The sequence below is a fragment of the Abyssogena phaseoliformis symbiont OG214 genome (assembly GCF_016592595.1).
GTDB lineage: Bacteria > Pseudomonadota > Gammaproteobacteria > PS1 > Pseudothioglobaceae > Ruthia.
Genome location: NZ_AP012977.1, coordinates 54,381 through 68,644, shown reverse-complemented (window position 1 = coordinate 68,644; position 14,264 = coordinate 54,381). Strand labels below are relative to the sequence as shown.

Here is a 14,264-nt window from a genome sequence, read left to right as displayed (position 1 = left end):
CACATCTTATGATTAAAAAAATAAGTAAATTGGTTAAAGATTTCACCCTAAGCGAGTTACGCACTGGGCTGAAAATTACGGCAAAAGAACTTTTTAATAAAAAAATTACCGTCCAATTCCCAGAAGAAAGAACGCCGATATCGCCACGTTTTAGGGGCTTACATGCACTACGTCGTTACCCAAATGGCGAAGAGCGTTGCATTGCTTGTAAATTGTGCGAAGCTGTTTGTCCGGCGAATGCCATTACCATTGAATCTGAAATGCGTGATGATGGCACACGTCGCACTACTGTGTATGATATTGATTTATTTAAGTGCATTTTTTGCGGATTTTGCGAAGAAGCTTGTCCTGTTGATGCGATTGTTGAGACACAAATTTTTGATTATGCATTTGAGTCAAGACAAGGTAGTATTATGACTAAGGAGCGTCTTTTGGAAGTAGGTGATCAAAATGAACAAGCCATTAGCCAAGCTAGGCTTGAAGACGCTAAGTATAAATAAAGGTAGAGTATGAACTCCGAACAAATAATATTTTATATTCTTTCATTTTGGTTTATCGCCAGTTCCTTGGCGATGATTTTTTCACGTAATGCAGCAAAGGCAGTTTTATTTTTGGTGCTGGCATTTTTTAGTGCCGCCAGTATTTGGATTTTACTGGAGGCTGAATTTTTAGCCATTACTTTGATTTTGGTTTATGTTGGTGCGGTCATGGTGTTGTTTTTATTCGTAATTAAAATGCTTAATATCGATAAATCAACACTCAGGGCAAAATTTACAGGCTATTTACCGTTGGGGCTTATTGTTGCCGCTATTATTGTTGCTGAGATGAGTTTGGTGCTAGGCGCTAATCAATTTGGGCTAGACGTGTTCAGTAGTCCAGTGCGTCACAATGCGGATTATAGCAATATTACGGTATTGGCAATGCAGCTTTATACCACCTATGTTTATCCATTTGAGCTTGCCGCAGTGTTGTTATTGATTGCAATCATTGCCGCTATTACCTTGGTACACAGAAATAAAACCAGTCGTAAAAAACAATCTATTTCTGAGCAAGTGAATGTTCAGGCCAAAGATAGGGTAAGGCTTGTTTCAATCACCTCGCCTAGTAAGGAGAATAAATAAATGGTCAGTTTGAGTGATTATTTAATACTAAGCAGTATTATTTTTTGCATTGGCTTGGTGGGTATTTTTGTTAATCGTACTAATATCATCACACTGTTAATGTGTGTAGAGTTAATTTTGGTTGCTGTTAATACCAATTTTGTTGCCTTTTCACATTTCTTAGGCAATGAGGCGGGGCAAATCTTTGTGTTTTTTATTTTGACGGTAGCAGCAGCTGAGGTTGCCATTGGTTTATCGATTTTGACCTTATTATTCAGAAACCGTGGCTCTATTAGTGTTGATGTTACTAACAGTTTAAAAGGGTAGACATGCCAGTAATATCAATGTTTTATGGAATTATCATTCGCCTATATTTTTACGATAAAGGCAAACATAGTGTTGCTCATATTCATGCAGAATACGGTGAATTTGAGGCCAGTTTTGAGATTGAAACTGGGGAAATTTTAAGTGGCCCAATTCCTAATAAAAAGATAAAATTGGTTCAAGCTTGGATGGAAATTCATCAAGAAGAATTAATAGCAGATTAGAATTTAGCATCCAAAGGTGATGACGTCTTTAAAATTAAACCACTTAGATAAAAAATGGAACAAATATTAAACATAAAACCGTTAGATAACTATTGTATTAAAATCCAAATGCAAACCATCAATGGTGTTTTTGATGTAAAGCCCTATTTAAATGGGCATGCATTTAAATAGCTTAAAAATAAAGACTATTTTAGTACTGTGTATGGCATAGAATGGAAAAATGGACAAGATTTTAGCTCTAATACGATTATTTACGATATTAACAATCAATAAAGCATGGAAAATATTTATTTAACAATTGCACTCTCACCCTTAGTAGGCGCAATCCTTGCAGGATTTTTTGGCACCGTGTTTGGCAAAACAGCCACACATGTACTGACTATTTTAGGCGTATTGATTTCAACTGTATTGTCTTTGTATGTGTTTAATTATCACGTTTTAGAGCAGGGCGAAGTTTTTAATCAAAATCTCTACACTTGGATGCAAATTAATAATCTAAACGTCAGTGTTGGCTTTTTAATTGATAATTTAACATCCGTGATGTTGGTGGTGGTGTCCTTTGTTTCACTTATGGTGCATATTTATACCATTGGCTATATGCATGACGATGCAGGTTATACGAAGTTTTTTAGTTATATTTCGCTGTTCACGTTCTCAATGTTTATGTTGGTAATGAGCAATAACTTTATGCAGCTTTTCTTTGGCTGGGAAGCGGTTGGATTGGTTTCATATTTATTAATTGGTTTTTGGCATCATAAAGAAAGCGCAGTACAAGCAAACCTTAAAGCCTTCTTGGTTAATCGTGTGGGTGATTTTGGCTTTTTACTAGGTATTGGCTTGGTATTGGCATTTAGTGGCTCATTAGATTATATGGAAGTGTTTTCAAGTCTTGATAAAACAATGAACCAACAGCTTTGGGGCTTAGACCTTATTACTATTATTTGCCTGTTATTATTTATTGGTGCAATGGGTAAATCTGCACAAGTGCCACTACATGTTTGGCTACCAGGATCAATGGAAGGTCCTACGCCAATTTCAGCCCTAATTCACGCAGCAACCATGGTAACGGCAGGTATCTTTATGGTATCGCGCATGTCGCCCATGTTTGAACTAAGTGATGTCGCTCTAACGGTCGTTATGATTGTAGGTGCGATTACTGCTTTGTTTATGGGGTTGCTCGGCATTGTGCAAAATGATATTAAAAAAGTGGTGGCTTATTCAACTTTGTCACAATTAGGCTATATGACAGTTGCATTAGGTGTGAGTGCGTACTCAGTGGCAATTTTTCACCTAATGACACATGCATTTTTTAAAGCATTATTATTTTTAGGCGCAGGTTCAGTCATTGTTGCCATGCATCATCAGCAAGACATTCGCAAGATGGGCGGATTGCGCAAAAAAATGCCAATTACTTATTGGACTGCGCTGATTGGCACGTTGGCTCTAATCGGCTTTCCAGGTTTTGCAGGCTTTTACTCAAAAGACATGATTATTGAAGCCGTGCACTTTTCATCATTACCATATGCAGGTTGGGTTTATGTTGCAGTAGTGGCAGGGGTGTTCATTACTGCCTTTTATTCACTAAGAATGTTCTTTTTGGTGTTTCATGGCGAGTTTAGGGTGGATAAACATACCGCTAAACACCTACATGAATCCGCACCTTCAATGACATTTCCACTCATTGCTTTGGCCATTCCGTCCTTAGTGATTGGATATTTAACGATTGAACCTATGTTGTTTAATGGCTGGCTAGATAATGCAATTACTATTGCCTCAAGTCACGCCTCTATGGCTGAGTTAAATCGCGAATTCCGTGACGCAGCTTCAATGATCCCCCACGCAATACAAACCTTGCCATTTTGGATGATGGTAGGTGGTATTGCCACCGCCTGGGTTTTTTCAATTTATAGAACACAATGGGCTGATTGGATACAAAATAAATGCCGCCGTACCAACTACGTGCTTAAATCCTTGTACGGTTTTGATCGTTTTAACGATATTGTTTTTGTCAGCGGTGTTAAGAAACTAGGCAGCCTTTTATACAAGGTGTCTGACGCTGGCTTGATTGACAAGATACTGGTTAATGGTAGCGCAAAACTCATTGGCTTGGTTGGCAAAATTGTACGCCCCATTCAAACAGGTTATGTTTATCACTACGCTTTTTTTATGATTTTTAGTTTATTAATTATTTTAACTTGGGTGCTATTTGCAGGCGATAACCCATTACTTGAGCTTTAATTATGGAAAATTCGCTACTTAGTTTACTAATTTGGTTGCCGATTTTTTCTGGCGTATTAGTGATTTTTATTAGCAATAATCGTGCCAATACAGCCCGTTGGGTGAGTGTCATCATTTCAATACTTGTTTTTATGATGTCACTAAGCCTTTACACAGGTTTTGATTCATCAACACATTTGATGCAGTTTGTTGAAAAAGCCTCTTGGATATCACAATTTAACATTCATTATCATATTGGTGTAGATGGTATTTCTATGCCGCTGATTATTCTGACAACCTTCTCAACAATTTTGGTGATTGTGGCAGGTTGGGAGGTAATCACCAAAAGGTGCGCCCATTATATGGCAGCTTTTTTGATGATGGAGGGTTTGATTATTGGCGTGTTTTCCTCATTAGATGCCATTCTATTTTATACATTTTGGGAAGCGTCATTAATCCCTATGTTGCTGATTATTGGTATTTGGGGCGGGAACAATCGCGTGTATGCCTCTATTAAGTTTTTCTTGTACACCTTTTTAGGTTCGGTATTTATGCTGGTGTCGCTCATCTATATGTATAACAAAGGCGGCTCATTTTCAATCCTTGATATGCACAATTTGGAATTAAGTTTAGCGGAGCAGAGCTATATTTTCTGGGCATTTTTTATGGCATTTGCGGTTAAAGTGCCCATGTTTCCCATGCACACTTGGCTACCAGATGCACACGTACAAGCGCCAACAGGTGGCTCTGTTATTCTAGCAGCAATCATGCTAAAAATGGGTGGCTATGGTTTTTTCCGTTTTTCACTACCCATCACACCTGATGCCTCATTAGAATTTTCAGAAATCATCGCTGTGTTATCCCTCATTGCCATTGTTTATATTGGTTTTGTTGCACTGGTGCAACGCGATATGAAAAAGCTCATCGCCTATTCCTCAATTTCACACATGGGTTTTGTAACATTGGGTGTATTCACCTTATTTTTAGCTTACGATCCAGATGCAATAGAAGGTGCGTTATTGGGTCTTGAAGGTGCCATGGTACAAATGATTTCACATGGTTTTATCTCAGCCGCTATGTTCTTAGTGGTAGGCGTGTTATATGATCGCTTGCATTCAAGAGAAATATCAACTTATGGTGGTGTTATTAATTCTATGCCCAAATTCACAGGCTTTGCTGTGTTGTTTGCAATGGCCAATGCAGGCCTGCCGGGCACCTCAGGTTTTGTGGGAGAGTTTATGGTCATCCTAGGCGCCATTCAAGCAAATATCTGGTACGGCGTATTAGCCGCAAGCACACTTATTGTAGGTGCAGCGTATACATTATGGATGGTAAAACGAGTGTTTTGGGGCGCTGTTACCAATCCTGCTGTAACAACCCTAAAAGATATTAATGCTCGTGAATTTTCAATCCTTGCTATTTTGGCAGTGGCAGTATTGGCTATGGGCTTGTATCCACAACCAGTGATTGAGTTAATGCACACCTCAATTGAACATTTATTACATCAAGCCTTAACGTCTAAACTTTAACTTATGAATAATATCATCGAATTTTACGCATCATCTTTATGGATTGCTCTACCAGAGATTTTTTTACTCAGTGCGATTGTGGTCATTTTATTGCTAAATTTGTTCTTAGACAAGCGTTTTAAGCAAGTTACCTATTATTTAACCCAACTCAGTTTATTAATCACTGGACTACTGGCATTTAATTTAATTAACCGCCCTCAAACAATCATTTTTAGCAGCTCGTTCATGTTGGACAACATGGCATCCGTGTTTAAAGTATTTATGATGGGTGCTACCATAGTTGCCATGGTTTACTCGCGTCATTATTTAAGAGCGCATTCCCTTTTTAGGGGGGAGTATTTTGTTTTAGTTTTGTTGTCAGTACTAGGCATGATGGTGATGATATCGGGCTACAGTCTACTAACCTTATATCTAGGCCTAGAAATCTTATCTTTGTCACTGTATGCACTTATTGCTATTGCACACGAAAGGGCAGATGCCATTGAGGCAGCACTTAAATACTTCGTCCTAGGCGCAATTGCATCAGGTTTGTTGTTATATGGCATGAGTATGATTTATGGCATTAGTGGCAGTCTTAATATTAGCGACATTGCTAGTTTTACATCCAATGCTAGCCTTGCCCCAAGAGAAACACTGATTATTAATTTTGGCTTAGTGTTCTTGGTTATTGGTATTGCTTTTAAATTAGGCGCTGTGCCTTTTCATATGTGGGTGCCTGATGTTTATCAAGGCGCGCCAACTTCAGTCACACTGTTTATCGCAACCGTGCCTAAAATTGCAGCAGTTGCGATGTTGGTGCGCATCTTGGTTGATGGCTTGGGCAGTATGCATGCCTATTGGTCAGATTTATTCATGGTATTGTCTATTTTATCCATTGCACTAGGCTCTGTTGTTGCACTCATGCAAACCAACATCAAACGCATGTTGGCTTATTCAACCATTTCGCACGTTGGTTTTATCATGCTTGGTTTTGTCACTGGAACGCTAACGGGTTATGGTGCGGCCACGTTTTATATGTTGGTTTATGTGCTGATGAGTTTAGCGGCGTTTGGCATGATTATCCTGCTTAACAAGCAAGGCTTTGAAGTTGATCAAATTTCTGACTTTAAGGGGCTTAGTAAACATTCCCCATGGTTTGCACTGATGATGCTAATTATCATGCTGTCTATGGCAGGTGTGCCACCATTGGTTGGTTTTTATTCCAAATTTTTCATCCTTCAACAAGTAATATCAGCAGGATTTATAACGGTTGCAGTCTTTGCTGTTATCTTTGCTGTTATTAGTGCTTATTATTATTTACAAATTATTAAATCCATGTATTTTGATGAAACTGACAAAGATATAACCATTCACGCATCAATAGATATGCAGTTAGTTTTGTCAATCAATGCCACCTTGATACTGGCAATTGGTTTGTTCCCAGATTTTTGGATGAAATTAGCACTGTCACTATTCTAAGCCAGTTCTTATCTTAAGATTTTAAGCACTGAAAACCTCAATACTTGACCAAGAATTCCTGTTTAAATTTATACTCAATAAAGCATAAATACAAAAAAGTTAAAAATAAACTTGCACAAATAACTTTTGTCTATATAACAGTGAACTTTGAAAAAAAAAATTAGAAAATTTTCCCAAAACGATTGCCCCGATAGTGAGTTAGACACCACCTATAAAGAGTTTGATGTTGCAATAAAACAAGTGTTTGTCAAGCAAGCCAATGAAATCATTAAAAACAAGAGCAGCAAAGTAACGGATGCTGCCGTTAGTATTGTTAGTGGGCTATCAAGAACTTACGTGACTCAACTAATTAACAACAAAACCAAAACCAGTCGTGAGTGGATTAGTATTCCCGCAAGAACCCTTGCCACTTGGGTGGCACAAGATTTAGAGCCAGTCATTTTAGATGAATTGGTACGCTTAAAGCAAGTCAGCGTAACTGATAATAAGGTGACATTCATCCCTGTTGGTATTAATGAAAATCAAACAATTGATAAAGAAACTTTATTGCTTGATTTTACTGATAATCTTCAAGCACGTGCATTGGCAGGTATTGGCAATTTAACAAATAACTCCGATACACCGTTTTTAGAACAAGCCGTCAAAGTTGATGGCATTCACAAATATCAACATTAAATATTTGTCTAAATTTAGTGTTGATATTTGGAAAGAAGTTTATAAAAAAATCATTGATGAGGTGCAGCCCATTTCTGATAAAGAGGGTGGAAAATATAAAATAACCTTTGGTATTTACTGTTATTACGAGTAATATACCTTTAAAATTAAGTATGATGGGAGAGGTAAGTAAAAAAAACAACAATAGGAAAAGATAATGAAACCTAACAGCACAAAAACAACGGCACAATTAAAAGCATTGCAAACTCAAGCACAAGCTCTTTCCCAAACGCTAAGTAAAGAAGTTGTTGTTGTCACCAAAGGTGAACAGCACATTAGGGTCATGCCAGGTCGTGCCTATGAGCTAAGCATCGAAGATGGTAAAGACTTTGACCTAATTGCCAAAAAAGTAAGCGATGATTTGGAAGTGCTGTTACCTAATGGTACCACTATTGTGTTTGATAGATATTTTGAAGTGTGCACAAGTGATTTGTCTTGTTTGGTATCTTTACCAAGCGAAGGCGGCATTTATCATGTTATTGAAGGTAGTTCTGTCACGCTTGCTGATGGCTCACAAATCATTCATTTTTATGGCGATGAGTCTGCATTATCAGCCATCGCTACTCATCAATCTGCGTTGTTTGCTGAAAGTTTTAACGACGTTTACCTTCTTACTGGTATGTTTTCATCTTTAAGTATAGGTAGTGGTGAAGCCTTAGGTAGCTTGGCAGGTGCAGGTGGTGGTGTTTCTTCTTTGGAAGGCGTCCTTCAGATGGTCGCTAGTGCAGGTAAGTTTATTGAAGATAATGGCGGATTTATTGAATTGTACAAATACATCAATGGAGAGTTAGTCCTTTTCAAGAGTGCGCGTCTTGATAGCTCAGGTGAGTACGATTTTTCTATTGGTGATTATAAGGGTATTATTGTTGCCAAATTAATTGATAAAAATGGTGACGAGGCCGACTTTAGAGACGAGGCAACAGGCGTAGATACTGACATATCTGCTACATTATTAGCAGTTATTGACACCTCTAAAGGTGGCAATATTGGTGTTAACATTACACCATTAACAACCATAGCTGCACTTAGAATGGGTTTAACCACGTCTGGTGGATTGCCTACAGGCGTTACGTTGGATGCATCCACTGTCAATAACACTAATAAAGGCGTGGCCAAGGCCTTTGGTTTGGGTAATGATGTTGATGGCAATCCTGCTGATGTGGTCACCACTAAAGTACAAACAGTAACAACACAAGATGGCGAAACCTCTACTTCTAATGCTTATGGTAATGCTTTAGCAGCATTATCTGGTGTAAACTCAAGCAAAAACGAAGGCAATATGGCTGCAACCATTGAGCAGTTTGAAGAAAAGTTAACAGGCACAGGCGCTGATTTAAAACTAACTGAAACCGGTCAACAGAATTTGCTTGATGGTGCTTCTAAAGCCGAAACAAGCAATAGCAAGATTGATGTTGATTCAGGATTAGCCGCCGCCATTAAAAGTACTGATGCTATTGACACTTCTACTGAGATTACAATTACGTTAGGTTTTGAAGATACGGGCACTAGTGCAACAGATGGTATTGTTCAGGCTGTCGATGCTGATGGTAACCCGACTGCTGCCACTGCTGGCAGTGGCCGTATAAGAATTAATGTTGTTGGTGTTGAGTCAAATTGGGTTTACTCAATTGATGCTGGCGCAAATTGGTCTACAGGCACTGATACTGGCTTTGATTTAGCCGAAAACGCAACTGCTTACAACAAGGCAGACATTATGGTTCGAAATGGTACGGGCAATCTTCCTGGCTCCATAGATGGTACTGAAAAGACATTAGACAGTAATGGTACAATTTTTGTTGATGGAGAAGTGCCAAATGGGGCCACCTCAACAGCACTAAGCTTGTCTAATACCTCAGTGATAGATGTAACAGAAATAGCAACTGGCAATACTTGGCAGTATTCTACTAAAAATGGAGCTGATGGTACTTGGAAAGTAGGTGTGGGTTCTAGCTTTTCTTTGGCTGCTAATGTCGTCTATGCAGCAAATCAAATACACGTTAAAAAAATAGATGCTGCAGGCAATGAGTCCACAGTACTTAAAAATGCTACAGAAATTACAGGGTCAAGTTTAGCATTGAGTCTTAACAGCGATACAGGTAATGATACATCTGATGGTAAAACCAAGGATGCCACTATTAATGTAATTACTGGCTCTGACGTTACTTGGGAGTTCACAATTAATGGCAGTATAGATTGGGCAACAGGCGGTACAGGCAATGGTAGTTTTGAATTGACAGGGTCAAATCCTCATACAGTAGGCGACATTCAAGTTAAAATTGCAGATCAAGATGACTCAAATGCCGTCACTCTTTCTCACTACGGTGTGACATCAATAGATGTATCAACTGCTACTGCTACTGCTACATTAACACTTGCATCTGCTGGTGACACAGGTGCTGCTGATAATAGTATTACTAGCAATAAAGTAATTAATGTAACTGGTGGCGGTACTTGGGAGTACTCTACTGATGGTGGTGAAAATTGGATAAAAGGCTCAGGTGCATCATTTGAACTATCAAGCCAATCTTATGTACAAGGTCAAGTGCAGGTTAAACAAGTAAATGAGTATGGTAATTATTCCCAACCCACTCTATTGGGTGCAATAACCATTGACTATGTAGCCCCATCTTTTACCTCTAGCACAACAGCAACTACAATTGATGAGAACTCTGGCACAACTCAAACAATCTATACTGTTGCAGCAACAGATAGTGGCAATGGCACCAATGGCAATATAACTTATACTTTAGGTACTACTGGTGGCGATGAAAGCGCCTTTAGCATTAACAATTCTGGTGTAGTAACACTCACAGCCAACCCTGATGCAGAGGTAAAAGCAAATTATAGCTTTGAAGTTGTGGCAACAGATGATGCTGGCAATGAAACAAAGCAAACTATATCTTTAACGATTAATGATTTAGATGAAATAGCGCCAGACGCAGTAGACCTAGATCCTGGTGGCGCAATAGGCGCTACTAGTGCAGTAACTGCTAACAAGGCGGACATAGCGGGTGGTATTGCTTTTGATGCTGATATAGCTGCGCCAACTGCAACAGACATAGCACAAATTAAGATGGTGCTTGGTGGTAAGCAAACGGGAGATAAGTTAGTATTAGATACAGCTCAGTTAATTAATGCTAATTTCAGTGGTACTCATACAGTTGATGGTGTTGGTATTGATTACAGTTATGTTACTTCTAGCAATACGCTAACCATTTCTAAAACTGGCAGCGGCGCTTTCTCTCCAGCTAATGTTAAAGCAATTGTTGAAGCTATTAAATTACAAAACATAGAGTCTGCTCCAGCTGATGGCGCTCGTACAGCAACTTTCACTTATATAGATGCTAGTAGCAATCCGGGAACCTCTGCAACTGCGACTATGACTGTCGTTACGACTGCACCAACTATAACCTCTGTTACCGACAATCATTCAGTTGTTAATGTTTCAGGTGTTGATGCCGAAGTAAACGGTGCTTATATACTTGTTGCAGGTCCTTCTAATTTGACATTATCTGCAGATTTTGATCCTGCTGCGAGCAATGGTGCAATAGACACTGATAAGCCTGTTTATTCATACCTTAATAGTACTACAAGTGAAACTTGGTACCTTTGGGCAAGAACAGGCAGTGGTTACCATATCAGTCAGTTAAATAGTACTACGAAGTGGTTCTGGGAAAGTGTTGCTAATCCAGCAGATTTTGCAACCGATCCAACTGCAGTAGCCAGTTGGATGCAAGTTTCTGGAGATGCTGGAGCGTTTACTTCAGGACCAACCCTTGTAACAACGGCTAGTTTGGCAAGTTCTGGAGCAGTAATATACACCGTGACTTTCAGTCATGGTGTAACCTCCAGTTTCACCTTAAACGACGTCGTTTTAGTAGATGCCTCAGGGGAAGTAATAGACACTAAAAACTGGACCATAGGTACCCTTACTGAGTTTTCAGGAAGTTCTGGCATACAATGGACTGTTTCAGTCACCCCGCCTTCAGGTGCAAATGCCATTGATGTTACTGTGGCTCGTCTAAAAATAGAAAAAACAGGGCTGACAGATATCTATGGCAATGATCCTTTTGATATAAACCACACTCAAGATCTTGCTGATGCCCAAAGCTTTGACACCACGCCACCTTCTGCACCAACGTTGACTTTAACTGATAATAACGCCATCGTTGGCAATGACAATGTCATTAACATTGCTGAATCTGCCAGTGGCTTTAGTATCACAGGCACTTCTACAGGCTTAGCCATAGGCAGTGAAGTGAGTATTATACTTAACACTCAAACTTACACAACAACAGTAACAGACGCTAGTGGTAATTGGAATGTTAACATTCCCTCAACAGGCACAAGTGTGCTAACCGAAGGCACAACTTATGCAGTCACTGTTAATGCCAATGATGGCCATGGCAACCCTGCCACGCAACTATCACAAGACATCACTGTGGATAAGAGCGCACCTGTTAGCACTGTGGTGATTGATGAAGTCATCACTGGCTTGCCAACCATCACAGGACAAACCAGTGCCAACATAACGGTTGAGATTAAACTAGATACAGACAATGACAACAGCTATGATGATGCCACTTACACAGTGACTAGTGATGCTAGTGGTAACTGGACACTCAATTTAGCAACCATAACTCCCGATTCAGACAGTAGTCCAATCAGTTATTCAGACATTACTGCGAGTCAGTTAGGTGTTCAAGTCAACATCACCGATGCTGCAGGCAACATGACAACCAGAACAGAAACAGCAACCAAGCAAGCGTCTTCTTATTCTATCTCTGACTCAAGAGTGATTGAAGGCACAACAGGGACAAAGACCATGACCTTTATGGTGATTAGAGAGGGGGATTTGTCAGCAGCAGGGACGGTTGATTATGAAGTAGATACAACATTAAGTTTGGCTAAGTCAGGCGGTACTGCTAATGGTATTGATGATGACTATAGTGGTAATGCTATTGGCACAGCCACCTTTGAAGCAGGTGAAAGCTTTAAAGAAATTACCTTCACAGTAAAGGGTGATTACTATAAAGAAGTGAATCAGAATATCATTGTTAACCTAACCAATCCAACAGAGGGTACAATTTCTAAGGCAACAGGTATTGGTGAGATTGCTGAAGTAGACGTTACTCAACTGGCAGTGGCCTACAGTCTAAAAGATGTTAACTCAGATTTAGCGACAAATGCTATTCGAGTCCGACGTTCTAGTGATGATACCGAACTAGATATTGACTTTGATAAGTATGGCAATTTGGATACGCAAGCTTTATTGGCTTTTGTTGGTACAGGTACAGGCGATACAGGTTATGTCAGTGTTTGGTATGACCAAACTGGCAATGGGCAGGATATGACTCAAACAGTTGGTACACAACAAGGTGTTATTGTTAGTGATGGCATTGTTCAGACCATCTCTAACGGTCAAGCGACTATCAGTTTTAATAGAGGGTTGAATGGTGGTTATGATGACTTTATGGAAGTAACAGGAACCGGTGGCGGCACTGTGACTAATCTTGAAATCTATGTGACCTATGAATTTAATATTACAAGAAACGGTACATTGTTTAATTTAGGGACGGCTTCTGGTAAGGGACGTATCATAGCCCATACTCCGTGGGGTGATGGAAACACTTATTGGGATGCAGGTGAAGCGACCAATAATGGTCGTTTAGATGCTAACAACATACTACAAGGTAATCAGGTTTTACAATTAGTCTTTACCGCCAACTATAATCACACAGGCACTGGCACACCATCAGAAAATAATGTGGATGCCAAACAAGGTATTTTTGTGGATGGTGACAATAAAGCTGCCGATGGAACACTGAAAGGAAGTAGCTTGGCGTTAGGTAATGCTTGGACGCTCATGAGCTTTGGTTATGGTTATAAAGTTTATCAAAGTGGCGAAGTCAGTGATTTCCTAGTACACGCTTCCAACACCGAAGCGGTGGCGCCCACAGCTTTGCTTGGTAGTGCTAATAATGATGTATTTACCTATGCAGGTGAAAGTACGCTGGTTACACTAGATGGCAAGCTGCGCTACGATGTGGTCAAACTCTCTAACGCTTCAGGCATCAACCTAGATACCACTTTAGTAAGTCTAATTAATATTGAGCTTATTAACATGCAAAACGGCGAAGCCAATATGCTCACCATCAATAACACACAACTAGACACCAATGTTTCTATCCTAAGTGTCTTGATGGACACTGGTGATAGCATCATCTACGAAGACACAACCCTTGCCTACGATGCTAGTGCTCAAGAACTTGTTGTATTCGGAAGTGCAGGCGCCAACGACACCATTAATATGTCTTCATTTAATGAACTAGTCTATGGCAGAGGCGGCAACGACACCTTTGTCTATAAATCCTGGAGTGATGCCGCAGCAAACAGCAGTGCTGATAGCATCGCTGACTTTACCATCGGTACTGGTGCTAACAAAGACACTCTTAACCTTAAAGACTTACTCACCGACTATAACGCTGCTGATCTAGCTGACTTTATCAACTTAACTGCAAGTGGTGACAACACCGTCATTAATGTTGATAAGAATGGTGCTGTCGGCGGTGCGTTTTCTGAAGATATAAGCATTACCTTAACAGGGGTGACTAATGCTAATTTACTTACTATGGCTAGTGATGGTAACTTGGTGCTTGAGTAAGACTAGGCTAAAAGTTGGTATTAGAGTGTTAAAC

At 39.6% G+C, this 14,264-nt stretch carries 10 protein-coding genes; all 10 read left to right on the top strand.

Annotated elements, in window-relative coordinates; genetic code table 11:
- The first annotated feature begins 8 nt into the window (after positions 1-8).
- The 10 genes from nuoI (at position 9) to CVPH_RS00320 (ending at position 14,230) form a co-directional block, all read left to right on the top strand.
- Positions 9-500, top strand: coding sequence for an NADH-quinone oxidoreductase subunit NuoI (nuoI, locus tag CVPH_RS00365; protein ID WP_201341604.1), 492 nt, complete (start codon positions 9-11; stop codon positions 498-500).
- Positions 501-509: 9 nt separating this feature from the next.
- Positions 510-1,121: an NADH-quinone oxidoreductase subunit J gene (locus tag CVPH_RS00360; protein WP_201341603.1), complete on the top strand. Its 612-nt coding sequence runs from the start codon at positions 510-512 to the stop codon at positions 1,119-1,121.
- On the top strand, positions 1,122-1,427 hold the full coding sequence (nuoK, locus tag CVPH_RS00355; protein ID WP_201341602.1) for an NADH-quinone oxidoreductase subunit NuoK: 306 nt from the start codon (positions 1,122-1,124) through the stop codon (positions 1,425-1,427).
- A gap of 2 nt (positions 1,428-1,429) precedes the next feature.
- A complete protein-coding gene (locus CVPH_RS00350; protein WP_201341601.1) occupies positions 1,430-1,648 on the top strand; it encodes a DUF4160 domain-containing protein in 219 nt (72 codons plus the stop codon).
- 276 nt (positions 1,649-1,924) lie between these two features.
- Positions 1,925-3,886 carry an NADH-quinone oxidoreductase subunit L gene (gene nuoL / locus CVPH_RS00345; protein WP_201341600.1) on the top strand — a complete coding sequence of 654 codons (1,962 nt, stop codon included), beginning with the start codon at positions 1,925-1,927 and terminating at the stop codon, positions 3,884-3,886.
- A 2-nt stretch (positions 3,887-3,888) separates the two neighbouring features.
- Positions 3,889-5,394 (top strand): NADH-quinone oxidoreductase subunit M, encoded by a 1,506-nt coding sequence (locus tag CVPH_RS00340; protein WP_201341599.1) that lies wholly within the window; start codon positions 3,889-3,891, stop codon positions 5,392-5,394.
- 3 nt (positions 5,395-5,397) lie between these two features.
- A complete protein-coding gene (gene nuoN / locus CVPH_RS00335; protein ID WP_201341598.1) occupies positions 5,398-6,852 on the top strand; it encodes an NADH-quinone oxidoreductase subunit NuoN in 1,455 nt (484 codons plus the stop codon).
- Between the two features lie 147 nt (positions 6,853-6,999).
- Positions 7,000-7,527, top strand: a complete 528-nt coding sequence (locus CVPH_RS00330; protein ID WP_201341597.1) for a hypothetical protein — start codon at positions 7,000-7,002, stop codon at positions 7,525-7,527.
- The gene (locus tag CVPH_RS00325; RefSeq protein ID WP_201341596.1) at positions 7,502-7,660 is read left to right on the top strand and encodes a hypothetical protein; all 159 of its coding nucleotides are present in this window, start codon (positions 7,502-7,504) and stop codon (positions 7,658-7,660) included. The genes CVPH_RS00330 and CVPH_RS00325 overlap by 26 nt, the downstream gene beginning before the upstream one ends.
- 63 nt (positions 7,661-7,723) lie before the next feature.
- Positions 7,724-14,230, top strand: a complete 6,507-nt coding sequence (locus CVPH_RS00320; protein WP_201341595.1) for a cadherin domain-containing protein — start codon at positions 7,724-7,726, stop codon at positions 14,228-14,230.
- Positions 14,231-14,264 lie beyond the last annotated feature (34 nt).

Bases quoted from the DNA above. Each gene is read 5' to 3' on its own strand.
- nuoI (WP_201341604.1), top strand. From the start codon at position 9: ATGATTAAAAAAATAAGTAAATTGGTTAAAGATTTCACCCTAAGCGAG.
- CVPH_RS00360 (WP_201341603.1), top strand. From the start codon at position 510: ATGAACTCCGAACAAATAATATTTTATATTCTTTCATTTTGGTTTATC.
- nuoK (WP_201341602.1), top strand. From the start codon at position 1,122: ATGGTCAGTTTGAGTGATTATTTAATACTAAGCAGTATTATTTTTTGC.
- CVPH_RS00350 (WP_201341601.1), top strand. From the start codon at position 1,430: ATGCCAGTAATATCAATGTTTTATGGAATTATCATTCGCCTATATTTT.
- nuoL (WP_201341600.1), top strand. From the start codon at position 1,925: ATGGAAAATATTTATTTAACAATTGCACTCTCACCCTTAGTAGGCGCA.
- CVPH_RS00340 (WP_201341599.1), top strand. From the start codon at position 3,889: ATGGAAAATTCGCTACTTAGTTTACTAATTTGGTTGCCGATTTTTTCT.
- nuoN (WP_201341598.1), top strand. From the start codon at position 5,398: ATGAATAATATCATCGAATTTTACGCATCATCTTTATGGATTGCTCTA.
- CVPH_RS00325 (WP_201341596.1), top strand. From the start codon at position 7,502: ATGGCATTCACAAATATCAACATTAAATATTTGTCTAAATTTAGTGTT.
- CVPH_RS00320 (WP_201341595.1), top strand. From the start codon at position 7,724: ATGAAACCTAACAGCACAAAAACAACGGCACAATTAAAAGCATTGCAA.